The 26247-nt window shown below is 54.2% G+C and carries 25 protein-coding genes; 10 read left to right on the forward strand and 15 right to left on the reverse strand.

Features of this window, described 5'->3' with window-relative positions:
* Positions 1-417 precede the first annotated feature (417 nt).
* The 3 genes from B1748_RS07695 to B1748_RS07705 form a co-directional block, all read right to left on the reverse strand.
* Complete coding sequence (locus tag B1748_RS07695; RefSeq protein WP_087567320.1) at positions 418-876, reverse strand: GNAT family N-acetyltransferase; 459 nt, start codon at positions 874-876, stop codon at positions 418-420.
* 156 nt (positions 877-1032) lie between these two features.
* Positions 1033-1836, reverse strand: coding sequence for a Cof-type HAD-IIB family hydrolase (locus tag B1748_RS07700; protein WP_087567321.1), 804 nt, complete (start codon positions 1834-1836; stop codon positions 1033-1035).
* A 79-nt stretch (positions 1837-1915) separates the two neighbouring features.
* Complete coding sequence (locus tag B1748_RS07705; protein WP_087567322.1) at positions 1916-2365, reverse strand: SRPBCC family protein; 450 nt, start codon at positions 2363-2365, stop codon at positions 1916-1918.
* Between the two features lie 114 nt (positions 2366-2479).
* Between B1748_RS07705 and B1748_RS07710 the strand changes: the two genes are divergently transcribed.
* Both B1748_RS07710 and B1748_RS07715 read left to right on the forward strand, forming a co-directional pair.
* A complete protein-coding gene (locus tag B1748_RS07710; RefSeq protein WP_087567323.1) occupies positions 2480-3301 on the forward strand; it encodes a helix-turn-helix domain-containing protein in 822 nt (273 codons plus the stop codon).
* 195 nt (positions 3302-3496) lie between these two features.
* Positions 3497-4336: a hypothetical protein gene (locus B1748_RS07715; protein WP_087567324.1), complete on the forward strand. Its 840-nt coding sequence runs from the start codon at positions 3497-3499 to the stop codon at positions 4334-4336.
* A 607-nt stretch (positions 4337-4943) separates the two neighbouring features.
* Here B1748_RS07715 and B1748_RS07720 read toward each other — a convergent pair.
* Complete coding sequence (locus B1748_RS07720; RefSeq protein ID WP_087567325.1) at positions 4944-5342, reverse strand: hypothetical protein; 399 nt, start codon at positions 5340-5342, stop codon at positions 4944-4946.
* 200 nt (positions 5343-5542) lie between these two features.
* On the opposite strand from B1748_RS07720, the gene B1748_RS07725 reads away from it, so the two are divergent.
* Positions 5543-5884: a winged helix-turn-helix transcriptional regulator gene (locus tag B1748_RS07725; protein WP_087567326.1), complete on the forward strand. Its 342-nt coding sequence runs from the start codon at positions 5543-5545 to the stop codon at positions 5882-5884.
* A gap of 477 nt (positions 5885-6361) precedes the next feature.
* Complete coding sequence (gene hflX / locus B1748_RS07730) at positions 6362-7648, forward strand: GTPase HflX (protein ID WP_087567327.1); 1287 nt, start codon at positions 6362-6364, stop codon at positions 7646-7648.
* 56 nt (positions 7649-7704) lie between these two features.
* On the opposite strand, the gene B1748_RS07735 is transcribed toward hflX, so the two are convergent.
* From B1748_RS07735 to B1748_RS07750, 4 genes are all read right to left on the reverse strand, one after another.
* Entirely contained in the window at positions 7705-8967 is a 1263-nt protein-coding gene (locus B1748_RS07735) for an ATP-binding protein (RefSeq protein ID WP_087567328.1), read from the reverse strand.
* A gap of 200 nt (positions 8968-9167) precedes the next feature.
* Complete coding sequence (locus B1748_RS07740) at positions 9168-10802, reverse strand: sensor domain-containing diguanylate cyclase (protein WP_087567329.1); 1635 nt, start codon at positions 10800-10802, stop codon at positions 9168-9170.
* 154 nt (positions 10803-10956) lie between these two features.
* Positions 10957-11427, reverse strand: coding sequence for a hypothetical protein (locus B1748_RS07745; RefSeq protein ID WP_087567330.1), 471 nt, complete (start codon positions 11425-11427; stop codon positions 10957-10959).
* Between the two features lie 123 nt (positions 11428-11550).
* Complete coding sequence (locus tag B1748_RS07750; RefSeq protein ID WP_087567331.1) at positions 11551-12375, reverse strand: AraC family transcriptional regulator; 825 nt, start codon at positions 12373-12375, stop codon at positions 11551-11553.
* Between the two features lie 153 nt (positions 12376-12528).
* Here B1748_RS07750 and B1748_RS07755 point away from each other — a divergent pair, with 153 nt between their 5' ends.
* Together B1748_RS07755 and B1748_RS07760 are read left to right on the forward strand one after the other, a co-directional pair.
* Positions 12529-13851 (forward strand): alpha-L-fucosidase, encoded by a 1323-nt coding sequence (locus B1748_RS07755; RefSeq protein WP_087567332.1) that lies wholly within the window; start codon positions 12529-12531, stop codon positions 13849-13851.
* Between the two features lie 110 nt (positions 13852-13961).
* The gene (locus B1748_RS07760; protein ID WP_256975569.1) at positions 13962-14384 is read left to right on the forward strand and encodes a CHRD domain-containing protein; all 423 of its coding nucleotides are present in this window, start codon (positions 13962-13964) and stop codon (positions 14382-14384) included.
* Between the two features lie 154 nt (positions 14385-14538).
* On the opposite strand, the gene B1748_RS07765 is transcribed toward B1748_RS07760, so the two are convergent.
* The 5 genes from B1748_RS07765 to B1748_RS07785 form a co-directional block, all read right to left on the reverse strand.
* On the reverse strand, positions 14539-15228 hold the full coding sequence (locus B1748_RS07765; RefSeq protein ID WP_087567334.1) for an AIM24 family protein: 690 nt from the start codon (positions 15226-15228) through the stop codon (positions 14539-14541).
* A complete protein-coding gene (locus B1748_RS07770) occupies positions 15225-15734 on the reverse strand; it encodes a DUF3450 domain-containing protein (protein WP_143810261.1) in 510 nt (169 codons plus the stop codon). Before B1748_RS07770 ends, B1748_RS07765 begins: the two co-directional genes overlap by 4 nt.
* Before the next feature lie 313 nt (positions 15735-16047).
* Positions 16048-17670 (reverse strand): glycerol-3-phosphate dehydrogenase/oxidase, encoded by a 1623-nt coding sequence (locus tag B1748_RS07775; RefSeq protein WP_087567586.1) that lies wholly within the window; start codon positions 17668-17670, stop codon positions 16048-16050.
* A gap of 361 nt (positions 17671-18031) precedes the next feature.
* Positions 18032-19522, reverse strand: a complete 1491-nt coding sequence (glpK, locus tag B1748_RS07780; RefSeq protein ID WP_087567336.1) for a glycerol kinase GlpK — start codon at positions 19520-19522, stop codon at positions 18032-18034.
* Positions 19523-19619: 97 nt separating this feature from the next.
* A complete protein-coding gene (locus B1748_RS07785; RefSeq protein WP_087567337.1) occupies positions 19620-20174 on the reverse strand; it encodes a glycerol-3-phosphate responsive antiterminator in 555 nt (184 codons plus the stop codon).
* Positions 20175-20346: 172 nt separating this feature from the next.
* Between B1748_RS07785 and udk the strand changes: the two genes are divergently transcribed.
* The 3 genes from udk (at position 20347) to B1748_RS07800 (ending at position 23701) form a co-directional block, all read left to right on the forward strand.
* Positions 20347-20964, forward strand: a complete 618-nt coding sequence (udk, locus tag B1748_RS07790) for a uridine kinase (protein ID WP_087567338.1) — start codon at positions 20347-20349, stop codon at positions 20962-20964.
* A gap of 92 nt (positions 20965-21056) precedes the next feature.
* The gene (locus tag B1748_RS07795) at positions 21057-21677 is read left to right on the forward strand and encodes a TetR/AcrR family transcriptional regulator (RefSeq protein WP_256975570.1); all 621 of its coding nucleotides are present in this window, start codon (positions 21057-21059) and stop codon (positions 21675-21677) included.
* Between the two features lie 62 nt (positions 21678-21739).
* Positions 21740-23701, forward strand: coding sequence for an alpha/beta fold hydrolase (locus B1748_RS07800; RefSeq protein ID WP_087567340.1), 1962 nt, complete (start codon positions 21740-21742; stop codon positions 23699-23701).
* Here B1748_RS07800 and B1748_RS07805 read toward each other — a convergent pair.
* On the reverse strand, positions 23670-23930 hold the full coding sequence (locus B1748_RS07805; protein WP_087567341.1) for a hypothetical protein: 261 nt from the start codon (positions 23928-23930) through the stop codon (positions 23670-23672). The genes B1748_RS07800 and B1748_RS07805 overlap by 32 nt on opposite strands.
* A gap of 210 nt (positions 23931-24140) precedes the next feature.
* Between B1748_RS07805 and B1748_RS07810 the strand changes: the two genes are divergently transcribed.
* On the forward strand, positions 24141-24482 hold the full coding sequence (locus B1748_RS07810; RefSeq protein WP_087567342.1) for a hypothetical protein: 342 nt from the start codon (positions 24141-24143) through the stop codon (positions 24480-24482).
* 595 nt (positions 24483-25077) lie between these two features.
* Here the strand turns inward: B1748_RS07810 and aroC are convergent.
* Positions 25078-26133, reverse strand: a complete 1056-nt coding sequence (gene aroC / locus B1748_RS07815; protein ID WP_087567343.1) for a chorismate synthase — start codon at positions 26131-26133, stop codon at positions 25078-25080.
* Between the last annotated feature and the right edge of the window lie 114 nt (positions 26134-26247).

Genomic DNA, 26247 nt, shown 5'->3' on the forward strand with positions numbered 1-26247 from the left:
TTGAAGTGTAAGCTTTGATGCAACGCTAGTGGAGCTTTTCCCTCTGTTTTCCGATGCGATGTACGATTTTCCGTGCGATGTACGATTTTTCCGATGCGGTAGACGATTGTCCTCCCCTCACGGCGTCCTTTCTATAGACGCCATCGTTTCATCGGAAACTTGTAGAGCGAGTATGGAGCTAATAGGAGCAAACGAGGAACGGTGCGTACAAGCTGTCGGCCATGCCGACAAACTCGCCCGATGTGGCTGCTTTTGACTACGGATCTATTGACTTACCCTACCGAAAACAACATAAGGACGGGAGTAAAAAAAACGACAGCGACGAACTAAGACTGAAAAAGCAAGTTCCTAGACTGCCGCTGTTGTCTTTGAACCTCTTTGAACCAACGTTCCCCTGGGGGAGTTCAATAGTAATTCTCAAGAGCTTTTCTTCTCAAGATATACCAGACTAAAATCAGAGGCAATCAAGTGCTCTTTGAAGGCTTTATATCCTAACTTTTCGTATAAGGCAATGTTCTTTTCGCTTTTACTTCCAGTGAATAATTCATAACGAGACTTCGGAAAAAGACCTTCAATCGCATTCATTAACAATTTGCCTGTCCCTTTATTTTGATGATCGGGATGAACAATGAGCTTGCCTATGTAGCACGTTCCGTCTTGGTGATTTGCTCGGACGGAACCGATAATAATTTCATCAACCGTAGCTTTAAGGATAATGTGATTTTCAAACTGTGCTTGCAACTGTCCCAGAGTTTGAATAAGCGGTTCAATACTAAAATTGTTGTAGAGTTCCGCTTCACTTCTATAAGCTAGCTTTTGCAGTAACAGTACTTCCTCGGCATCAATCACGGACGCTCTTTCAACTTTAACGCTCATCTCAACTCATCCTTTCTCGGCTCATCTCAGCTCATCAGACCCCCATTTTACTATACGCCTTATTGAGCTCTAGCAGCGCCTGCCGGTTCGTTCAACACCGCCGACTGAGTCTAACCCCTTTTCTCAGTCTGTAACTTGATTTTTTGGTCTGAATCTTTATTTTATTGGAACGGCAACGCCCTCGGAACGCAGCAATCCCGCCTCGATCAAGCCGTTGCGAATGCCGCGGTCATCCACATGCGACGTCACGAAATTCGCGTAAGGCAGCAATTCCGGATGGGAATTGCCCATCGCGACGCCAAAACCGACATACTCCAGCATTTCCTTATCGTTAAGCCCGTCTCCGAATGCGACGGCATCGGCCGCCGTCAGTCCCAGCTTCTCCAGAAGAGCCGCCACGCCTTGCGCCTTGGAGCCGCCTGCCGGCAGTACATCCATCGCGGCGCGATGCCAGCGGATCAACGTAAAGTCATCCTTCAACGCTTCATACAGATGCTCTTCGTGGCTTTCGCAGTGCAGGAACACCTGGAAGATGTCGTCCGTCTGCCAGAAGGCCGGGTTAAACGCCGGCAAGTCCACCTTAAGCGATAGAACCGCTTCCTCGATAAATGGATGGTTCTCCCGATCGCTGCAAAACGCCGTCTCTCCCTCGAATACCAGTCCATGATCATGCGCGGCGGCAAGCTCCACCAGGCGGCCCAGCTCCCGCTTGCCGATCTCTCGGCGATACAGCGGTTGTCCCTTGTAGACGACGTAACCGCCATTCAAGGTGACGAAGGATTCGATGCCCAGCTTCTCCGCCAGCGGCTTGATGAAGTAAGGCGCGCGCCCCGTCGCGATGACAGGCTCCACGCCCTGTTCCTTAAGCTCGCGGATCGCCAGCACCGTATCCTCCGGTATTTCCTTTTGCTCGTTCACCAGCGTGCCGTCGATGTCAAAAAAAACGATTTTGTAGCTCATGGTCCCATTCTCCTATCTATTATCTCTATTCGTTCGTATGGCTACTTCTAGTATAGAGAATAGGAGAAGGTTCGGCTACCTACCAGCCAAAGTTTAACGTCTTGCCCGTCTCGGCATAACTCTTAAGGTTGCTGACCACGACGGCCCAATTGTCCTCGGAGCGTTCGAAGCTGGGATGGTTTTCGGTGAATTGATCATTGACCAGCGTTAGCTTCGTCGTCTCCCCTACCGCCTCCAGCGTATAGGTAATGCGCGAGGTCAACTCGGCATGGTTCTCGTAGTAGGACGGTCCCGGATGTTCGATTACGGACATCATCCGGCCTGGATCGATATCGATAATTTCACCGTATACGTGAACGGTCTCCTCCCCGTCATTGCCTGGGCCAACATAAGCGAACTTGCTTCCCGGCGTCAGCTCGGACTGGAATAGGCAGTCGAAGAAGATGGCGCGGGTTCCCTCCGGGCCGATCAGCGTATCCCAAACCTTTTCCGGCGTTGCTCCAATATAAGAGATGAATTTATGCTGCATGTACATACACTCTCCTTTTTTAATCATAGATTCAAGCATCTCCCCGCCAGTATAATAGAGACATATCATCCCGTATTGTAAAAAAGCGTCAGCTCTGTAAAGGAGAGATTCCGCATGTCGTCTTCCCCGTCCCAAACCGCGAGCATGGGCATTTTGCAAGCGCCGGAAGCGTTCAACAAATTCCGTCTGCGCCGTTTCGCGCCATCCGAGGCTCTTGCGCCGTTCGTGATGCATCATTGGATCGTCGAATGGGATCTGCCGGAGAACGAAGTATTCCTCCAGGACAATATCCCGAATCCTTGCGTTAATCTAGTCGCAGAATTTTCAGGCAGCGCGGTCTACGGCGTTTCCAGCCGCAAATATACGAAACGGTTATCCGGCAAAGAGCGCGCGTACGGCGTTAAGTTCCGGCCGGGCGGCTTCTACCCCTTCGCAGGCAAACCGCTCTCCGAATTGACCGATGGGTCCATGACCTTCGCCGAAGCATTTGGCATGGACAACGACGGTATGAATGCGAAATTGACAGAAGCACTCCGGTCGGATCAGCAGGCGGAGACGCTTATTGCCCTCACGGAAACGATGTTAATGAGCTGTCTGCCCCATCCCGATGAAACGGTTGATCGGCTAGTCGACATCATTCGTTACATTCAGAGCGACCGTACCGTCTCCAGCGTCGAGCAGTTGACCCGGAACTTCGATATCGGGGTGCGTACGCTGCAGAGACTGTTTAGCAAATATGTCGGAGTCAGCCCCAAGTGGGTCATCCAGCTCTACCGGCTGCAGAATGCCGCGGAGACGCTTGACGCCGGTTACAAAGGGAGCTGGGCGTCGCTCGGCGCCGAGCTGGGCTTCTACGATCAGTCCCACTTCATCCGATCGTTTAAGTCGATGATTGGCAAGACGCCGGAGGAATACGCTGGCGGCCATTCGCCGTAAGGACCTTATATTAGAGCGTGCGTTCGCCTTCGGTATTGACCTCTCCAGCTTCATACGGTATAATCGGGACAAATACGGATCGGACAAGCGGGAAGCACCCGCAAGGACAGACGAACATCGTCTGCCTTGCGGGTGCTTTTTTTGTTGTTTGGATGACTGCCCGCCTGCTCCGACCGATTCTCAGGAGGTATGATTATGCGTATCCGCAACCGACGAATGAGCATTGGCACTACGATTGGCTTGGCTGGTTTGGCGTTTCTATTGTCACTGAGCTACTCGATGACGGCGTTCGCGGCGCCGTTCGAATTTACGCCCACCGCAAAAAAGGCCTTCGACAAGATGGTCTCGGCCGCATCCTCTTCCGTCTCCGCTTCGCTTAAGAAGCAATACGCCGAGCTGCAGACGCTGCAGCGCCAGGATCTGGACTGGGACTCGAAAATCAATGCGCTGCATTACAGGAACGAAGAGAACGATGGAAAGCTCCGAAAAGCCATTCGCGAGATCGACTCAGCCAAGATCAAAGCGTTGGAAAACGCGGCCGCTTCGCTCAAGAAGCAGCATGAGCCGTTGTTCAAGCTGTATGAAACCCAGAAGACGCAGCTTAGCCTCGCCCGCTCGTTTAAGAACAAAAATCTGACCTCCGCCCTGAGCGTCCAGGTCGAGATGACGAAGGCGGCCGTTCAAGCCGCGAAGAAAAAGCAAAGCGACAAGAATGCCGAGCTTAAGAAGGCGAAGGCCGACGCCAATGCCAAGATGAAGCAGCTTCGCCGGATGTTGGACGACAACGACGCGACGGAGTCGAAGATCAAGGCGGCCAAAGCCGCTGCCAGCACCTACAAGACGATGTTTACGACGGAGGGCAAGGTGCTTGGAGGCGCCGTTCGCGGCGGCGATACCAGTGGAACAGCTGCCTCCTTCACGCGTATGATCGCCCATCAGCGGCAAATACTTGTCCAGAAGTACCTCATTCATTCCTATGAGGAACGAATTGCCGCCTCCATCGAGAAAACCGAGGCGAAGATGCGGAGCTTATAGGCCTGGAGGCGTTAATAACGCCTATGGCTCCAAAAAGCAGGCGAACGAGCTGCTATAGGCGTTAAAAACGCCGATGGAGCGGAAAGTTACTCTGATTAGCTTCCATAGGCGGTACTAACGCCTTTAGCTCCAAAAAAGCAGGCGAACGAGCTGCTGTAGGCGTAAAAACGCCGATGGACCGGAAAGTTACTCTGATCAGCGTCCATAGGCGATACTAACGCCTATGGCTCCAAAAAGCAGGCGAACGAGCTGCTGTAGGCGTTAAAAACGCCGATGGAGCGGAAAGTTACTCTGATTAGCGTCCATAGGCGTTAATAACGCCTATAGCTCCAAAAAACAGGCGAACGAGCTGCTGTAGGCGTTAAAAACGCCGATGGAGCGGAAAGTTACTCTGATTAGCGTCCATAGGCGTTAATAACACCTATAGCTCCAAAAAACAGGCGAACGAGCTGCTGTAGGCGTTAAAAACGCCGATGGACCGGAAAGTTACTCTGATCAGCGTCCATAGCCGATAATAACGTCTGATGGAGCTTCAAACGGCAGCAAAAAACACCCCATAGTCGCTATTAACGTCTATGGGGTGTTTTACCAACTTCCCCTTATCTTACTACGTATGCGTGCTGCCGAATTTTCTCGATGCCCAGGCGATGAGCTCCACTAGAATGCCCAGTACGAAACCGGCGGCCGACAAAAACATGAACGTGATAAATCCGACAAGATCGCCCCAGCCTGATGTATCCTGGCTCTTCACCGCCATAAATACAATGCCCGAGACAAATCCGATCGTAGAAAGCAGCCAAATCCATTTCGCGCCGAACCACCCTGCGGCTGCGACGACAAGCGATACGACAACGGCAAGCAGGACCAGCATAAAAGCGTTGCCCAAGTTCCATTCCTGACCGATAATGCCGAATCTTACCGCCAGCAGCGCTGCTCCCAGCAGTGCGGCAGACACACCTGCGATTCTCCACCATGTTGCATGACCGCTATCGGGAAGCCAACGCATGGACGCACTCTCCTTATCTTCTCGTACTGTTGTCTCGGTAACATTTATTCGTACTTACACCATTAGACGATACCCGAATCGCAAAGGTTTCGTGTCGCGATCTTCCCCGCGCCTGATAAATTAATGGAAGAATAAGAATCATCCCTCTTTTCTGTATGCGCCTTCAAGTCTATAATGATAACAAAGAGAGGATGAGCCTTATGGAACAGAAGCGTATGTGTGTCCGATTCGAGAAGGCGGTCGAGCTGCTGAGCAAACGCTGGGTTGCGCTTATCGTGTACAGTCTGCTGCCTGGTCCCAAAAGATTCTCCGACATCGAGCAGCATCTCCCCAATCTGAGCGGCAAGGTGTTGTCAGACCGGCTGAGAGAGCTTGAGCTCGAAGGCCTGATTCGCCGCGACGTTTATCCCGAGATGCCCGTGCGAATCGAATATTCGTTGACGGAGAAGGGCCATGCCTTATCTCCCTTGTTCAACAGTATTACCGATTGGGCGCATCAGTGGGTTCACTTGGAGAATGAGGAGATTCAGGAGCCTCACTAAACGGTTATAAATGTTTAGTCGGTTGCTTCATGTTTCGTCCTTGTGCTACACTGTTCTCATTCCAAAGGAACGGAGGGTTTCGTGTGATAGATTACATCCGAGTCAGGTCTTTGCGCGGCTAATTGCAAAGTATATACCGCTCTGCCCATACGGCGGAGGACTCAGGACAGGTCTGTCTACATGAAGCTTTACTTCAACTGCAGCAGCCGAGACGCGGGAGCATGGCCCCCGTCGGATTGGCCGTCTATTGCCGCACGGCTTGCTTTGGTGCAATCGCTTAAGGATTGGACCATAATCAAGTTCCGCGAGCGGCGGCGATCCCATGCTGTAGCGACGCCTTCCTATCTCCTCAGATCGTATATCGTCGGGCACGGGCAGGCATGCCTGTGTTTTTTTGTACCCAAACCTAGGTCGTGTCTGAAAATCTGCTCCCCTCGGAGTATTCAGACATGCCCTAATTCCGGAGGATGATGAATAATGACGGAACCAAATGAAACGAAACAAAAAGCGATTATCGTCGGCGTCCAGCTGAAGAACGGCGCCGACTTCGAATATGCCATGATGGAGCTCCGCAACCTGGCCGATGCCTGTTATATCGAAGTGGTGGATGAGCTCAGCCAGAAGGCCGACCGCATCAATCCACCCCATTACATCGGCACGGGCAAGATCCAGGAGCTGCGCGCTCTGATGGAAGCCCGCGAGTGCGAGCTGGTCGTCTTTAACGACGAGCTGTCCCCTTCCCAGATCCGCAATCTGGAAGCCGAGCTCGCATGCACGGTCATCGACCGTACAATTCTGATCCTGGACATCTTCGCCGAACGTGCTAAAACCCGCGAGGCGCAGCTCCAGGTCGAAGTCGCGCGGCTGCAGTATTCTCTCCCTCGCCTCGTGGGCCTTCGCGCTTCTCTTGGCCGCCAGGGCGGCGGCTCCGGCCTGAAAAACAGAGGCGCAGGGGAGACAAAGCTCGAGCTCGACCGCAGGCGCATCGAGGAGCGGATCACCGCGTTGCAAGCCGAACTGGAGAAGCTCGTGGCCACGCGCCAAAATCAGCGAAAAAAACGGAAGAAAAACGAAATGCCTGTCGTCTGTTTGGTCGGATATACGAATACCGGCAAATCCAGCCTTATGAACGCTCTTCTGGAGGCGTACGACCCCGACACGACGAAGCAGGTATTCGCCAAGGATATGCTGTTCGCTACGCTGGAGACATCGGTACGCAGCATCGAGCTGCCGGACAACAAGTCGTTCCTGCTTACGGATACCGTCGGCTTCGTCAGCCAGCTGCCCCATCACCTCATCAAAGCGTTCCGTTCCACGCTGGAGGAGGTAACGGAAGCCGATCTGCTCGTGCACGTCGTAGACTACGCGCACGAAGATTATGAGCAGCTCGTCACCGTCACTAACGAGACGTTGGGCGAGCTGGGCGCTGACGGCATCCCGACTGTCTACGCCTACAACAAATGCGATCTGACGGAGCATCCTTATCCCATGAGGTCCGGCAATTCGGTCTATATGTCGGTGAAGGAAGGCCAAGGGATTCAGGAGCTGATCGAAGTCGTTCGCTCCCATATTTTCGCCAATTACGTCAAAAAGGATATTCTTATCCCCTTTAATCAGGGAAAGCTCGTGTCTTACTTCAACGAGCATGCCCATGTCATGTCGACCAGTTACGAAGCCGAGGGCACGCGTATGCTGATCGAATGCAGCACAGCCGACTATGAACGTTTTAAGAACGACTTTGTCGAGGTGGACGCCGAGAGCTAAGCAAGATACGAATACCAAAAATCCGGAGAGGGCTGTTGCCCTTCCGGATTTTTTCGTTAAATCGATATATTTTGAAATTGCAGCACAAACGTCGTTCCTTTGCCAGGCTCGCTATCGATATGTATCATCCCGCCCATCTTCTTAACGATATTAAAGGATACCATCGTGCCAAGCCCCGTTCCCTTATCCTTGGTGGAATAATATGGCGTACCTAACCGTTTAACCTGGTCGGCGCTCATGCCGATACCCGTATCCGCTATCCGGATTACCGCCGTGCCGGCCTGCTTGCTAAGCTCGAGAGAAAGATCCCCGCCATTTGGCATCGCCTCAATGGCATTTTTGCCGATATTAAGCAGCACCTGTCTAAACTTGTGCCTGTCCCCCATGACGGCCAGCTTGCTCTCCTCATAATAGGAAACATGTAATCTGATGTTGTTGAAGTTAGCGTAATTAAGAAGCAGATTGAACATATAACCCAGCTCCGCATTAAGGTCAATCTCCTCGATCACCTCCAGATCATTGCGGGCGAGCGACAAGTAATCGGAAATAATGCCTTCCGCCCGGTCAAGCTCCGCAAAGCAGATGGCCTTGTATTGCTCCTTCTTCTCGGGAGTAAGCTCCTTCGTGCCAAGCAATTGAATAAAACCCCGAACCGACGTGAGCGGGTTTCGGATTTCATGCGCCACGGACGCGGCAATCTCGCTGACGAGCTTCATCCGTTCCGTATTGACGACCTCGTCTTGAATGCGGCTGTATCGCCTCATAAATTCGATGATCAAAACTCCCATTACCAGAATAAAACTTTGGAACACATAGGTGGCAATAGTCTCCATCGGGTTGTTAGTCAACAGATAAAGTTGACCCTTCGTAATCAAATAGGTGGTGAACGTCACTAATTTAATGAGCGCGCATGCCAGCACGGCGATAACCGCCTTCATGCGAAGAGACGCCGCGTCGTACCTCTTCATCGCCAGCCACGCGATGCAATAGGTGGGCAGCAACGAAAATATGTACAGCAGAATATCGGATGTTCCCAACACGTACCTCGTGGCGATAATGACCCCGTACAGAAACAGGGATACAACGGGACCTCCGTACAAGGTGCCGATTACGAGCGGTACGGAACGAAAGTCGTAAGAGATTCCGTTCATCATGACCGGGAAACACATCGTCGCCAGGATGGCTATGCAGCAAAGCAGGAACAAGTAGGCGCGGTATGCGTTGACCCTGTCTCTGATTCTGTGCAAATAAGGGTATAATACGAAAGGAGATGAAATAATAAAAACGTTAAATAAAAACTCCTTTAGAAAGAGCAGCACGTCGAAGTCCCCTTCACGAATCTCCGAATCTGTATCCTGCCCTTAATATAGCATATTTTTCCGATTTGTTTTGAGATAATTTATATCCCATATTTACCCATATTCAATTCGGCTCGCAACAAAAAAAGAAGAAATCAGCATGCATATTGTGCACAGACTGAATTTCTTCTCCTATCGGACGTTTCCATAAAGACTTGTCATTATGCAGTGACGCTGCTGCGGGCAAATGTCAGCTGGTTTTTCCCTTTGCTCTTGGAGGCGTAGAGCGCTTCGTCGGCATCCCGCAGCAGGCTTAACGGATCGCGATCATCTTGCGGCCACATCGCGAGTCCGATGCTGCAGCTTACCCGCATTATCTTGCCATCAATCTCATACGGCTGCCGCACGGCCTCCAACACACTCGTTGCTACCGCCTCCGCCTCTAATTCGGCATTCGCTCGGGACACGGACAGGATGAGGACGAATTCGTCTCCGCCCATACGGAACAAGTAATCGCCGCTCCGCGCATTCTTCCAAAGCCTGGAGGCAACCTCCTTTAGAAGCTCGTCCCCGGCCGCATGGCCATGCGTATCGTTAATGTTCTTAAAGCCGTCGAGATCCATATAAACGAATGATAGCGAGCTGCGCTGCTCCTCCGCTTGCCTGACGGCACGCTGAACGATGACATCCATCGCGGACCGGTTAAGCAATCCCGTCAGCTTATCGTGATGAGCCTTGTCCTCCATTCGAACAAGCTGAGTCTCGGTCTCCGTCAGATCCGCGATCAGCGACCGCAGAGAACTGGACAGCAACTCAATGTCCTTAATCCCCTTCGAATAAGGAATTTCGGCACTCTCTCCTCTGCGGAGCTTGTTCGCCGCTTCTGCTATAAGCGACAGCGGCTTCGATACTTTGCGAGCGAGCAGCCATCCTATCAGCGCGCATGCCACGGCCAGCGCGAGACCAAGCAAGGTCATGAACGCAATAAGCTCCTGCACGGGAGCAAAAGCCAGTTCCGCCGGCTGACGGACGACAATCCTCCAGCCTAGACCCGGGTAGTTGCCGTAACCCGAACTTTGAGCGAAGCCGGTCAAATACTTTTTCCCGTCCGGCCATCGTCGCACATCCCATTTGTTGTCCGTGCTCAATGTTTCCAGGTCAGTCAACTGAAGCAATTGTCCGATCATATCCTCGGGACCCGACAATACCGTATTATCCTTCTCCCTTAATACGAACACCTCAAGCTCCTGCTTTCGGTCTCTATGATAAGGAGCAAGCAACGATTTCTGCAGCTCCTGCGACCATTCCCAGCTCAGTTGCGCCGCGAGTATGCCCGTAAACATTCCTTTGTTGTCGTATAAAGGCGTGCTGATATCGACGACCTTAAGCGGATCGCCCGACGGGCTCGTCAACTGCTCGGCTAACAGCACAGCTTCATGCACGTCACCGATAAACGGCTTTTGGAGCGCCTCAAGAAAAACGGGACGTTTCTCGAAATTCACACCGATCATAAGGTCTTTGGTCGCCGCCCTCACGATGCCCTGCGCATCCAGCAGAGCTACCCAAGAGAACGCTGGAATGTTGTCCTGCAATTCGTTCAGCAGGCGGCTGACCTCCTTCAGATCCTCCTGCTCCTTCAGCGTGTTCAGCGTACTCAACAGCATGATCTCGTTATAACGCGACCACATGTAACGGTCCAGCTTATCGGTCATACCGTATGCCAGGGCTGCGACCTGTCCCCCAATTTCCTTCTCTAACACGGTTTTTGTCCGCTGTCCATATAACGTAGCTACTGATGCAATAACAAGTAAAATTATAAGCGCGAACGATAATGCAAAATAAGTTCTCAGTTTCAAAGCCTGTCCTTCCCAATCCCGCGAAAAGATTGTCCATATTTGTCGAACAAGCAGTATTATAGACGAATTAATCAATGAATGGAAGGTTATTGCGACATATTCGCTGGAGTTACAGCATGTAAATGCTTGTCCTGTAATACTATGTAAGTACGTTCTAAGATTCGGTTATCCGAATTTCGAATGGCTCCGAAACAATTCGAAACGATTGCTTTCGGTCTCCATTCAGCTTCACTTCAAATGTTGCCGTGGCCACCAGCGTGTACGTTCCCGGCTGTTCGATCCGAATGATTCGTTTGCCCGACTCGTAGATCTCCTTATCGGGATTGTACGTTTCATTGGGCTTCGCTATGCCGTTAATGCCAATAGAATCGGTAACATGCATCTCAATCTGGGGCTGATCGCGCTCATCGTAAATTTGCACATGGATAAGCGGGGAGCCGTGATATACAGCCGCCGATCGATTCGTCAAATTGATCACCCCCGTCGTAATTTCGATATCTTCATTGGCCTTCCATGTCCTTGCATCAACCGTTTCAACCGTGGCGGCAAAGTCTGATTCCTCGAACATTTTGTCTTCCGGCTTCATGCATGCGGTTGCCGTTATTATAAGTATCAGAATAACCATACCACTGATCAAACTTCTTTTCCCTTTGCACGAACCTCTCATTGCATGCCCACCCTTCACTCTTCTTACTACGCCTCAGGAGAGGCGCTTGGCCGTATCCATTCTATCCCTTATCCCTGCCGCTCACACATTCAACCGATACTCCGAAGGACTGAAGCCCACTTCCCTGCGGAACGTTTTGGAGAAATAGTTGGCGTCGTCGAAGCCCGTGGCCGCAGCGACCTCCTTCACGCTTCGGGACGTCGTCTTGAGCAGCAGCTTGGCATGATCCATGCGCTTCCGGCTGACGTACTTGAGCGGCGGAATGCCGAAGTGGCGCTTAAAATATTTGCTGAAATAGTTGGGATGCAGATGCAGCACCTCCGCCAGCTCCTCCAGCGTCATCTCTTGATCGAGATGCTCGTCCACATATCGCTGAATGAGCGTCAGCCTTTCCATCTCATGGCTCTGGCTCTGACGGATGCGAATGGGCTGCGCCTCCATTAACAAAGACAGGATGTGAAGCAGAATCGCCTTCTCCTTAAGTCTGGCTGCGATGGACGAATCCTGGTGCGCGGACACAAGCTCGCAGAACAGCTCTTCCACTACGGCCCGGTCCAGTCCCGCGAAGCTGCATGGCAGATCCAGCCAATGAAAGACATCCGTCTGCCCCGTTATAGCAGTGAAGTGGCACCAATATTTGCGGAAGGGGCGATCGCTGATCGCCGAAAACGATTGCTGCTTGTGCGCGGGCATCAACACGACTTGCCCCGGCTCCGGATACAGCTCCCGGTCTTCGATTTTGATCCAGCCTTCCCCGTCCAAAATAAAGTACAGTTTATTAAAAGCCGGACGATAATCCAGCTCGCGCCAGCCCGTCCAGCATTGCGTCAACTTCGCTTCAAGCACCTCAACCTGCATCCCCAATACCATGTCGTGCGCGGCTCCGCCGATGACGCTTCCGTCCATGCGTACCTCCCCGTTCTGTCGCTTGAACAGGAACTTGTCCAAGCCTGGTTATCCGCTATTTTTTTACCCGCGATAGTTAGTTTCCTTCTCTGTCCATTCTATCACAAGCTTGGTAAACTGATGCTGAACATTACGAGACAGGAGGTTTCTCGCATGAGTACTGGACAACGATTAATCAAGGAACGAACGGATCGGACCGAATGGTTCCTTAACGACCGGTTCGGCATGTTTATCCACTGGGGGCTGTACGCCATCCCGGCTCGCGGCGAATGGGTCCGCAGCTTCGAGCAATTGACCGTGGAAGATTATCAGCCTTACTTCGAACAATTCGATCCCGTGGACTACGATCCCCGCGCATGGGCGAAGGCGGCCAAGCAAGCCGGGATGAAATATGCGGTGCTGACCGCCAAGCACCATGACGGCTTCTGTCTGTTCGACAGCAAGCTGACGGATTACAAGGCGACGAACACGAAGGCCGGTCGCGATCTCGTAGCGGAATTTCTGGAAGCATTCCGTGCGGAAGGACTAAAGGTGGGGCTCTACTACTCCCTTATCGACTGGCATCACGAGGATTATCCCGCTTATGGCGACCAGATCCATCCCATGAAAAATAACGAGCAATTCAAGCGCGATCCCGCAAACTTCCATCGTTACTTGACCTACATGCACGGGCAGGTCCGCGAGTTGTTGACGAACTACGGCAAACTCGACATCATGTGGTTCGACTTCTCTTACGGCGAAATGAGCCAGGAAACGTGGAAAGCGACGGAGCTGATCGGGATGATGCGCTCCCTGCAGCCGCATATTATTATCGACAACCGGCTGGAAGGAAGCGGAGAGCACGGCGGCAGCATCTATTCCGACGAGCCTACGGTATACGCGGGCGACTTCGCATCGCCGGAGCAGATCATCCCTCCGCGCGGCATTACCGGCGCGGACGGCAACCCCGTCCCTTGGGAGGCCTGCATCACGCTGAACAACAACTGGGGGTATGCCGCCGCCGACCGTCAGTACAAAAGTCCGGCCACCGTCATCCGCAAGCTCGTGGAATGCGTGAGCAAAAACGGAAATCTGCTCCTCAATGTCGGACCCGACGCCAGAGGCGTCATTCCGAGGGAGTCGCTCGATATTCTCGCCGAGGTCGGCGACTGGATCGCGCGCAACGGCGACAGCATCTACGGCTGCGGCGCGTCGGAGCTGCCGAAGCCCGATTGGGGACGGTACACGAGCAACGGCGGCAAGCTGTACGCCCACGTTTTCGAAGAGAGCATCGGTCCCATCGTCCTTGCCGGCTTGGCCAGCCACGTCAAGTCGGCGCGTCTGCTCGCGGACGGCTCCGAGCTCATCGTAAATACGCCTTGGAGCGCCAAGGAATTCAAAGAGGACGCATTCGTAAACTTCGCCCGTCCCGAGCATTACACCTATCCGTTGCCGGACAAACGCGACACTGTAATTGAGCTGACGCTGAACGACTAGATTAGTCTCTATTAATCATTTAAATTCCATCATCGCCGAGGTACAGCCGAACAAACTTCTCCCTTCCCGCATGCATACGCTGTCGTATGAATGAAAGGGAGGAATGTAGATTGGCCACTTTCAGAGCTAGACTTCGCGGCCGCAACGAAGTGCCGCCGGTGATCACGAACGCCTCCGGCAGCGCCGTGTTCCGCGAAATATTCGGACGAACCGGCGTTGACCGCAGACGCGTGCGCGCGCTTCAATTCCGTCTCACACTGAACAACATTCGCAGAGTGACGCAGGCGCATATTCATCTTGGTCGGCCCGGTCAGAACGGTCCCGTTGTCGCTTTTCTGTTCGGACCCAACCGTCAGGGCGTATCGTTTAGGCGCGGCGTTATTCGAGGCACGCTCAGAAGCAACGATCTGGTCGGACCTCTTAGAGGGCAAAGCATTCGTGCGCTAGTTCGCGAGATCGAACGCGGTAACGCCTACGTAAACGTGCATACGGTGCGTAATCCGGATGGAGAAATACGCGGGCAAATCCGTTAATAAACCGTAAATACGAAGCACTCATCGATTCTGCATGAATCCCAACAAAAAAGGGGCTTCCTTCGGCTTTTAAGCCGGAGAAAGCCCCTTTTCCTATTCCTTCCAAAAAAATCCGCAGCCTTCTTCGGCTGCGGATTTTTTGTTTGTTTATCGGTTATTTGATATAAACGCTGCCGAAAGGGAGCACTTCGCGAAGCAGCCGCTTGAACCAGCCTTCGTCGCTGAGCCGGCTCTCCAGTCCGCTGTCCCGCGAACCCGTCTGAATAAGCACCGGCCCCTTCCCTCTGAGCTCCCACTGCACGTTCATATGCTGGCTCGCGAGGGAATTGCCGTAGACGGACAGTTGGATGGAGGCGTTGTCGGGATACGCGACAAGCGCTCCCTTATCCACGAACAACGGCGTCTCCTGATCCAGCTGAATGACCGCCAGATCGCCTACCGACAGTACGCCCAGCGTACCCGGACCGCTGAACTGGATGCGGATCAGTTCCCGCGTAATCCATGCCGTCTTGAGCCGCATCACCTTGCTCTTGAAGGTCATATCGTCGGAGAGAAACATAATATGGCGAAAGTCGAACAGCAGGCTGCCTCCCTCCGGCACCTCAATGGGCACAAGCGAATAACCTGCCGGAAGCCCCATGACAAACGAGGCCGGCCCCTGAAGCCTGGAACGGATCCACTTCTTCTTGCGGAAGGCGCCCCCGATGTTCATGAACTTGTCCTCGCGATTTCTGGGAGCTCCGCTGAACGCGATAATCGATCGCGGATGCAGCACCTGAAGAGCTTCTTCTTGACCAAGCTCGACGCGCACATGCCCTAGCGGAGAAGGCGCCGCGATGTTCATGGCAGCGTCACTCCGCGGCTGTCGTCATGCGCTCTGCCGCCGCGCCCTTGTCGGCGCCATGTCAAGAAGCGCCATACCCGTACGGACAACGCATAGACGGCAATGAGCGCTACAAGAGCTCCCGCGGCGATTGCCGCTTTACGGTACAGCGACTGACGGTTCTGCTCCAGCTCTTCCATCTGGCCCACCAGCCTTGCATTCTCCCGTGCCAGCTCCTCATTGCGTGCCTGCATCTGCTCGTTTTGCTCCCGAATAGCTTCGTTGCTGGACTCCAGCTCCTGCTGGCGCTGGAGCAACTGCTCGGCTTGGCGGCGCGAATCCTCCAGCTGTCCTTCCACGGCCTTGATGCTGGCGTCGTAAGCCTCCTGGAGCTCGTCCAGCTTGTCGGGCGCCTGGTAAATATCCTTGATCCGGTCGAACATGCCGGCACTCGCCGTCTCTAACGGCACGGCAACATATAATAGAGATAGAATCATAACGGTATACAATAGTTTCGCTACTTTCATCGCATTCACCCGCCTTCTGCGATTTATCCACGAAAGATGCGGGTTCCACGCTTCCGCGTCGCCTTGCATCCTTCGCCTACATCCATACTAATTGTCTCTTATTCTAGCATAAATTAGTCGGGACATGTCGAAATACGCAGAAGTTGCCATAGCGTTCCAACTTAGAGGATTTGCGATCGTTTAGCGGTAATTTGATATTACATGCAACGAACTAACAACATACTAGCAACAAACTATAGATAAGCGGAAAATCGCCACCTAATTGCAATAAAACTAACAAATCAATCATTCGGCGTTCAATCGCAGTTGCCGATTAAGGGTGCGCCGGCGTGACTGCCTCGCGAATAAGCGTATCCAGTTCCGCGGCATAACGTTCGAGTTGCTCCACGCTCCAACCGAGCTCCTGCTCCATGGCCCGGATAACGGGCTCTTTCCATGCGCGGACCGTGTCCATGCGGAAGAAAAGATCCCCCGTGCGGCGGACGAAGAAGTCGGCCGGCGTAACCGCCATCTCGTGAAGCATCGAATACCGCAGCATCGCGGCCAAATTCGCCGGCAACCCGTAGACACTGGCCAAGCGGCCGGATTGTTCGGCGTCGTCAAAGATTCTGCCAACGTTCGAGCCGTAGCGCCTTGCCAGGAAGTCCGCATCGCGTCTGCTGAAACCCGCCCTCTCTCCATCCGCAACAGCCGAACGGACATAAGCTTCGAATCGCGCAGAGCCGCCCACGTCACCGCCCGATATCGGCAAGTCGCGCGTCATACTGCTGCCGTACGACCCGCCGTTGCCGTTGCTCTTCATGAGCGAGACAACCTTGTCGACAACGTTCTCCGCCATCTTGCGATAACCCGTCAGCTTGCCGCCCGCGATCGACAGCAAGCCGGATTCCGATACGAATAGCTCATCCCGGCGGGATACCTCCGAAGGGGATTTTCCTTCCTGTTGGATAAGCGGCCGAAGTCCAGCCCAACTCGACTCCACGTCCGCAGAAGTTAATTTAAGCCGAGGAAACATGCCGTTCGCGGCTGTCAGCAGATAGTCGCGGTCAGCGGCCGTCATGGCCGGATGGGCCGTATCGCCCGCATAGTTCGTATCCGTCGTGCCGAAGTACGTCTTGCCGTCACGCGGAATCGCAAACACCATGCGGCCGTCCGGCGTATCGAAGTACACCGCCTGCCTTAGCGGAAATCTGCCTCCGTCGAATACCAGATGCACGCCTTTGGTCAAGCGAAGCGTCTTGCCCCGCTTGGAGCCGTCCAGCTCGCGCACGTCGTCGACCCATGGTCCCGCCGCATTGATGACGTAAGTAGCCGACAACCGATGCGTTGTTCCGCCGATGATATCGTGCACTTCCGCCCCGCATACGGTCCCTTTCCCGTCATACAGCAGCTTCTCTGCGCGCGCATAGTTGACCGCCATGGCTCCGGAATCGATCGCCTTTTTGAGCACCTCGATCGTCAGTCTCGCATCATCCGTCCGATATTCGACATAATAGCCGCCGCCCTTTATGCCGTCCTCCTTCAGCAGTGGTTCCTTCGCCAGCGTCTCTGCCTTGCCGAGCATCTTCCTGCGCTCGCTCCGCTTGACGCCCGCCAGGAAGTCATACACTCTAAGGCCGATCGACGTGGTGAACTTGCCGAATGTTCCCCCCTTGTAAAACGGCAGCAGCATCCACTCCGGAGTCGTCACATGCGGTCCGTTCTCGTATACGATGGCACGTTCCTTGCCTACCTCGGCGACGACGCCGATCTCGAGTTGCTTCAAGTACCGCAACCCCCCGTGCACCAGCTTCGTCGAACGGCTCGACGTGCCCGCCGCGAAGTCCTGCATTTCCACCAGACCGACTCTCATCCCCCGAGACGCCGCGTCCAGGGCGATACCGGCCCCCGTAATGCCTCCCCCGATGATCAATACATCCAACTGACTGGCCGCCATCGCGCGAAGACTGCCGCTACGACTGCTCGCTCCGAAGGCCGTATCGCTGACCTGCCCGACTTCTCCTCCGAATTCGCCTGCTTCGTTCCCTGTTCCTACCCGTTTTTGTTCCATATCCGATTCCTCCGTTCGCTCTCCTGTAGACACGTTATGTTTATCATTACCCATTTGCCAGTATTATGCTCATCCGCACGCTCTCCAAATTGAAGCCTGAAACACGATAGAAATCGAAAAAAACCGCCCAGACCATCCTCCTCCCTCGCGGAAGGCTGATGGCCTAAACGGTTTCTCCGAATCTCCGACCTTTATTAACTTAACCCCACTATAGCATGTGCCAAAGCCGATCGCAAGCCTAGACTGTTCAGTTGCTAAATGCCATCGCCGCCGCGACCGCGCGCTTCCAGCCGCCGTACAGCTCTTGTCTTCGAGCTTCGTCCATGGCAGGCTCGAATAGACGATCCACCTGGCGCAGCGCCTCGATCTCGGACTTATCCTTCCAGAAACCTACGGCGAGACCGGCCAAATAAGCCGCTCCAAGAGCCGTGGATTCCAGCGATAGCGGTCGCTCGACCGGCACGCCGAGCAGATCGCTCTGGAACTGCATCAAAAGACCATTCGACACTGCGCCTCCATCCACCGCCAGCGATGCCAGATGGACGCCTGCTTCCTCCTCCATCACCTTGAGCACATCCTTCGTCTGATACGCCAGCGATTCCAGCACTGCGCGCACGAAGTGCGCCTTGGTCGTTCCCCGCGTCAGACCGAATACGGAGCCTCGTACATCGCTGTTCCAATACGGCGTGCCAAGACCCACGAAAGCGGGCACGACATAAACGCCGTCCGTTCCTCCCGCTTCGGCCGCCAGCGCCTCCGTCTCGGAAGCCGATTCGATCAACTCCAGCCCATCGCGCAGCCACTGAATGGCAGCACCGGCCACGAATACGCTGCCCTCCAGCGCGTATTCCAGCTTTCCGTCCAGCTCCCAGGCGATCGTAGTGAGCAGTCCCTTCTGCGACATGATCGCTTGCTCGCCGGTATTCATGAGCATAAAGCAGCCCGTGCCGTACGTATTTTTCGTCGCTCCCTTGCGGAAGGCGTTCTGTCCGAACAGAGCGGCCTGCTGGTCGCCGGCGGCGCCGGAGATCGGAAGGGCAAGCCCCAGCAGCGATTCCTCCGCGTATCCGTAAATTTCGGAGCTGGACTTCACTTCCGGCAGCATCGCGCGAGGGATGCGGAGCAAGCTCAACAGCTCATCATCCCACCCGCGATCATGAATGTTGAACAACAGCGTGCGCGACGCATTCGATACATCCGTCACATGCGCCTTTCCGCCTGTCAACTTCCAGATGAGCCACGTCTCGACCGTGCCGAATAGCAGCTCCCCGCGCTCGGCGCGTTCCCGGGCGCCGTCCACATGCTCCAGCAGCCAAGCGATTTTGGTCCCGGAGAAATAAGCGTCGATCAACAGCCCCGTGCGGGCATGAATATTGTCCCCGTGTCCATCGGCTTTAAGACTGTTGCAAATATCGGCCGACTGGCGAGACTGCCAGACAATCGCTGCATGAATGGGCTCTCCTGTCGCTTTGTCCCAGACGATCGTCGTCTCTCTCTGATTCGTAATGCCGATGCCCGCAATCTGCTCCGGCCGCGCGCCCGTTTCCTTCAACACGCCGCGCATGACACGTTTCGTTGATTCCCAAATATCCAATGCATCCGCTTCCACGGCGCCAGGCGATGGGTATTCAAGTTTAAGCTCCTCTCGCGCGATGCCAGCGATCCTCCCCATGCGGTCTACAAGCAGCGCTCTCGTGCTGGTCGTCCCCTGATCCAGCGATAACATATAGGTTTCCACAACGCTTCCTCCTCATACCAGATGGTTCAACAACTATCGATCAATCCATAATCCGATAAATGATCACAATCTATAAACCAAATCCCATACTGCGGTCCTATTCCCGCCAAAGCTCGCTCCGCGACGTCGTAATCGCAGCGGCGCCCGCCGCCAGCGCCTGCCGCACATGCTCCTTGGTGCGGATCAGTCCGCCCGCGATGACGGGGATGCCGGTCCGCTCCTTCACTTCCGCGATAATCTCGGGCATTAGTCCCGGCAGCACCTCGACGTAATCGGGCTGCGTCTTCTCCAGCAGCTTGCAGCTCTTCTCCAGCGCATCCGAATCCAGCAGGAACAGCCTCTGTACGGCGATAAGCCCTGCTTGCTTCGTCCGGGCGATCACGCCCGCGCGCGTCGAGATAAGCCCTGCCGGGCGAATCGTCTGGCATAGATACTCCGCCGCGTATTCGTCGTTCTTAAGGCCGTCGATGAGATCGGCGTGCAGAAGCACTTTTTTGCCACCGGCTCTAGCCAGATCGACAAGTCCTTGAACATGTCCCAGATGCCCGCCCAGCAGCACCATGTACGTATAGGGCGACGCGATAATCGCCTCTACTTCCTTCGCCTTGCGAGCCGCCGGAAGCAAGCTCTGCTCCTTCGTCAACAGCGGCATACCCGCCACCTCCCGATCAGTCATCCTACACACTAAGGTAATACGAAGTGCGGTCCAAGCGCAAATAGCAAATTTACTCCAGCTGTTTTCCGCATGGTGAAATAGGGGCTGTCATATGCTACAATACGGTGATCTCAAACGCATTCAGGACTAGGAGGGTGAAGCTTCGCCCATGTTAATGATCGGTATCGCAGGAGGCACCGGCTCCGGCAAAACAACCGTCGCGCGTTCCGTCATCGACCGGATCGGCGCAGACAAAGTCACATTCATCTCGCAGGACAATTATTATAAAAACTTCCCAGAGCTTATCCTCGAAGAACGCGAGCGCCTCAATTACGATCACCCGCTGGCCTTCGACAACGAATTGCTTATTCGAGATCTCAAGCTTCTGCGCGAAGGACGCCGGGCCGTCGCGCCGGTCTACGACTTCTCCCGTCACGCCCGCTCCGAGACCGAAACGCTGGAGCTCAAGCCGAATCGGATCGTTGTGCTGGAAGGGCTGCTCGTGCTGGCCGACCAACATGTGCGGGATCTGCTCGATATCAAAGTGTTCGTCGATACCGACCCGGACGTCCGCATTTTACGCAGGGTGCTGCGGGATATCCAGGAACGCGGCCGCAGCATACAGTCCATTTACGACCAATATCTGGAGACGGTAAAACCGATGCATGAAGCCTTTATCGAGCCGTCCAAAAAATACGCCGACCTCATCATCCCCGAAGGCGGGCATAATCAGGTTGGCATCCAGCTTCTCTCCGCGCTTATGGAGAACGTGCTCAGCGAAGCTTAAATGAACGACCTTGCAGACAAGGCCGCGGGTCATGCGACTCGCCCGCCGCTTTCATACGCTTTTTCGGGACGCTGCCGGCATCATGAATTGACATGATGATATTAGTACCGTATAGTACCATTATGACACCAACAAAACGAACGAACTCCAATCGCGACGTCGCTCTGGAAGCCGCGTCGCATCTCTTCCTCACGCGGGGCGTAACGGTCACCAGCATGGATGACATCGTCGCCTACAGCCATGTCTCCAAGACGAATATTTATTATTATTTCAAGAGCAAGGAGGAGCTTCTGCTCACGATCGTGGACGGCTTAACGTCACACTACGAGCGAAGGCTGGCCGCTATTCTGTCGGAAGAGGGGGCGTCCGTCTACGACAAGCTTGAGAGGGTCATCTCCGCTTTATCCTTGGAGAACGAAAATAACAACTATCTCGGCGGATGTCCCTTCTTGACGCTGTACGTCCAGACGGCTGGCGAATACCCCGCGGCTAAAGAGAAATTCCGGCGTTTTTTCTCCATGCAGCTGGAAAGCCTGGAAGCCCTGCTGACGGACGGAATAAGTCGGGGCGAATTGCGCAAAGATCTGCCTGCTCAAGCAACCGCCGCGATGATCGTCTCGACGATCGAAGGTGGGTTGTTTGTCGCCCAGAGCACCGGCATGAACGGAATGCTGAAGGATGTATTGCCTGCTTTAGCGCTTTTGCTAAAGTAATTTTTTTAATCAAATTAGTACCTATTAGTACTATAAATTCAAATCGATGGGACGGATGACACATGAACGTATTTTTGACCGGCGGAACGGGATTTATCGGCAAACCTCTCCTGAGGAGACTGGCTGCGGAGGGCCATCGCGTCTATGCGCTTGTGCGCTCCCTATCGAAGTTCGAGACTGTGCTGGAAGAGCTGCGGATGACGGATAGAGATCAGACCGTCTTGCCAATGGTCGGCGACTTAACCTTGCCGAAGCTGGGCCTCTCCACGGAGAACATCGGGCAATTGCTGGCTTGCGACACGTTCATTCACGCAGGCGGTCCGATGAATATCGGGCTGGATCTGGCCGAGGCCGAGATCGTGTTCCGCGGCGCGGCCCGGGAAGCGGCCGGACTTGCGGAGAGCCTTGTCAGGGAAGGCAAGCTGCGCCACTTCGTTCACGTCGTCGGATTCATGAGTCCATATGACGAGAGCAACGCGCTGACGGATCTGCCCGGCGCCGTCAGCCACGCACCGCCTTACGAGATCATGAAGTTCGAGGCCGATTCCTACATTCGTAAGGCTCTGCGACCGCTTGAAATAACCTTGTCCACCGTCAATCCCAGCGTCGTCGTCGGCCATTCGGTTACCGGCGAGACCGAGCAGACGGGCGGACTCGGCATTCTCGTCGATGCCGTTCGCAAAGGAGCGATGCCCCTGTCTCCTGGCGGGACGGATCATTGGCTGCCCATGGTCCATGTCGATCATACGGCGGCGTTCATCGCAAGTCTCGTCGCAAAGAGACCTGCCGTCAGCGATACCTTTTACTTGTTGGATGATAAGAGAGATAGCCTTTCCATGCCGGAGTTGACGGGGCTTATCGCCCGGGAGCTTAGGGTGAAACCTCCGCTCGCCGCGGCTCCTCCCGTCTTGATAAAGCGGCTGTTGTCATGGGGCGGGAACCGACTGCTCGGCATCCCCTCCGAGTCGATGAACTTCATCGTGCGGAAAGAATTTACGACGACATCCAAGGAACGCGTGCTGCGAGGTCTTGCCGTCAACCAAGAGGCGCTCCGCCGCGTCGTCGCCGATCTCGACTATCGGCTTAGCCATCCGGGCCGCAAGCTTTCCGGTGATGCGACGCTTCATGTCCACGAGGGGATGACGCTGCTGGCCTTGCAGGATGGGATTCATCCGGCTGCGGGCATTACGGCTGAGGTTATTTCGGGAGAGGGGAACCTCCCTTCCGCTAATCAGCCTTCGCGGCTACCGACGACCGGTCAACCCATGCCGCTCGTATTCGTTCACGGCATCTACAGCTCGGCGGAGCAACTGCTGCCGCTTGCCAGAGCCGTCAAGCATGACGGGCCTAAGCAGATCCTTGAGCTTCCCGGCCTTGGGCGCGCGCCTTACCATCGTCATCCTTCGGTCTTGGAAGGGTATGTCGAAGGTCTTGCGCGCCTGCTGCGAAGCTTCGACGAACCTGTCGTGCTGATCGGCCATTCCTTTGGCGGTTTGATTGCGGCGAAAGCGACGGAGAGCGTGCCCGGCCCCGTTCGCAAGCTGCTTCTGCTCCAGCCTGCGCTTCATCCCGTACGCAAGGCCGCGTATCGTTTCCCGAAGCTGAGCGCCCGCTTGTTCAGGCGCGGCTCGTTTCGCCTGATCTCCAAACAACTCAAAAAATCCGGCACCTTCGCCATAAGCGAGAATGTGCCGGAGGACTATGTTCGTTACGTCCGGGAGGAGCTGGCTTCTCCCAGAGTGTTGTCGACGACGGCGGAAATTGCCAGGCAACTGACGCGCGCGGACGTTTACTTGCCGATGCTGTCGGCTTCAGTACGGAACAAAGCGGCCATTCTGTGGGGTGAAGCGGATGCCGTATGGCGGTTACCGCACGCCTTGCAGGGATGCCGTGTGGATACGTTGCCTTTCGGTCATCAATTTCCCATCTCCCGTCCGTTAGAGACGGCGGCTTGGATCGAAGACCAATTGTTGGCGGATCGGGGAAATTCCATCAACCCCGTGCTTCTCTCCGATACTCCGTGAAGTAGAAAGCACCAGTCGTATGCGCCGAATCGATAATGCGGTTCATCACTTTGCATACATGCTGCATAGAATCGATGTCCTTGAGTGTAGAAGCCATCTGATGCAACGTATTGAGGCTGCCGAGCGCATGCTCCTTGCCAACGACCCCGTTTTTTAAATTGGCAACAACCCGATCGATTTCTATGTGGATGAACCAGGCCGTCCTCTTTCTAAGCGATTTTTTGTCCAAATAGCGCCCCTCCGTCATCTTGAGTAATAATCTCTATGACTAGTATAGCGAGCTTGATCGCAGAGGGGTGTCGAAGCGCGTAGTCGAAACGCAATTCTTTCTGACAAGATTCTAACTACAATTCCGACAAAATACGATGGTATACTTTGGAATTTAAATCTAACAATTGGATTATATTTCAATTTGGTGAACCTGGGAAGTTACACCGGATTGCTGCAGGTAAGGAACGTTAGATCGATCGATGTCAGCTGCATCAGCGTGCGCAGCGTCTCCATCCTTGCGTACGTGTTTCATGGCATTCCGGCGCTGCTGGAACTATTCTTGATTGGAAGCGGCCGAAGCATAATCGCAACATTGTATGAACTTAATACCGTGTGTGGCTTGAACACCTGGTATGATCTGAACACGCCGTATGGTCTGAACACCGAATGTGAGCTTAATGCCGTGTGTGACCCGGACACCGGGTATGACCTGAACATCTTGTATGACCTGAACTCCGGGTATGACCTGAACATCTTGTATGACCTAAACTCCGGGTACCCTCATCATTAATTGTGCATTTTTACTCAATTTTTCTGATCATTACCGCCCCTGGGCCGCAATTTGTACGAATATACACAAATCCTCGATCTACATCGTTTCTTTGAAGTCCTTCAGACCAAAATTTATGTATATTTACACAAATTTATGAAATTATAACTCATAATGGGCTTTATTTGTGTATTTTCGTACAATTATTTTTCTAATCGCGTTATCGTAACCGATGCTTTTAGCCAAATAGCCTTTTCATTGCAGCCAAAAAACGCCCCGGCTGCCGTTAGGCAACGCAAGGCGTGAGGAGCAGGGCGTGCACAAGCACGAGGCGCAAGGCGCTAGACTCGAGCTGCAAGGTGTGAAGCGCAAAACGCTAGACGCTAGATGCGGGACGGTAGACGCGAGTCACACAAGCGCGAGGTGCACAAGCACGAATTGCAAGGCAGTAGACGCTAGCTGCGAGGAGAAGAAACGCAAGGCCCGAGCTCAAAGCGCGAAGCGCTAGGTGCAAGGCACAAAGGCGAGAGGCGCACAAGCACAAAGCGTGAGGCACAAGGCTAGGCGCGAGGCGCTAGACGCAAAAGTGCTAGGCGCATATCCGTTCAGCAACAAATTAATCCAGCAAAGCGGCCTGCCGCTTATAATGGTCCTCGATAACCATGCAGACCATCGCCTCGATAACCGGTACAACACGAGGGCAAATGCTGGGATCATGTCTGCCGATCGTCGTGATCGGCTTCTCGTTTCCTTCCACATCCACCGTCATCTGGGGCTTGGAGATGGAAGAGGTGGGTTTGACGACAACGCGGAACACGATGTCCGCACCCGTACTGATGCCGCCGATGATACCGCCGGCATGGTTCGTTTTGAAGCCGTCCGCGCCCATCTCGTCGTTATGCTCGCTGCCCCGCATAGTGGCCGCCTGGAATCCCGTCCCGAACTCGATGCCTTTGATGGCGCCGATCGACAGCATCGCCTTAGCGAGCTCCGCGTCCAGCTTGTCGAATACCGGCTCTCCAAGTCCTGCCGCCACGCCGCTGATTCTGCATTCGACGATACCTCCGCAGCTGTCGCCCTCCAGAGCCAATTCTTCGATGTGTTTAATCATGCGCTCGGCCGCCACAGGATCGCATGCCCGCACCGCATTCCGCTCGATCGCATCGGGATCGAACGTTTCGCAGCGGATGCCGCCGATCTCCTTCGTATAGGCGAGAACGGATACGTTCCGCTTCTCCAGCAGCTTGCGCGCCACGGCGCCTGCCGCCACGCGGGCTGCCGTCTCCCTGCCCGAAGCTCTTCCGCTGCCCCGGTAATCCCGAATGCCGTACTTCTGATCGTATGTGTAATCCGCATGCCCCGGTCTGTACAATGACTTAATATCGTCGTATGCCGATGGCTTCATATCCGTATTGTTCAGGATGATGCATAGCGGCGTGCCCGTCGTACGCCCTTCGAATATGCCCGATACGATCCGAATTTTGTCATATTCCTTCCGAGGCGTCGTTACGGAGGATTGGCCGGGCCTTCTGCGGTCCATCTGCACCTGAATATAGGCCTCGTCCAGCTCGACCCCAGGCGTGACGCCGTCTACGATGACCCCCACCTCCAGTCCATGCGATTCACCAAATGTCGTCATCTTCAATCGTTCCCCGAATGTGCTGCCCGCCATAACGCAAGCCTCCTCTTTTTTTCATCGTCCGAGTGTTCTCTTCTTCATTTTAGAGGTATACTTGGAATAAATGAAATTACAATATTTGAATCCTGTCATAGAGAGGGTTGATGT

This window comes from Paenibacillus sp. MY03 (genome assembly GCF_002165585.1).
Taxonomy (GTDB): Bacteria; Bacillota; Bacilli; order Paenibacillales; family Paenibacillaceae; genus Pristimantibacillus; species Pristimantibacillus agaridevorans.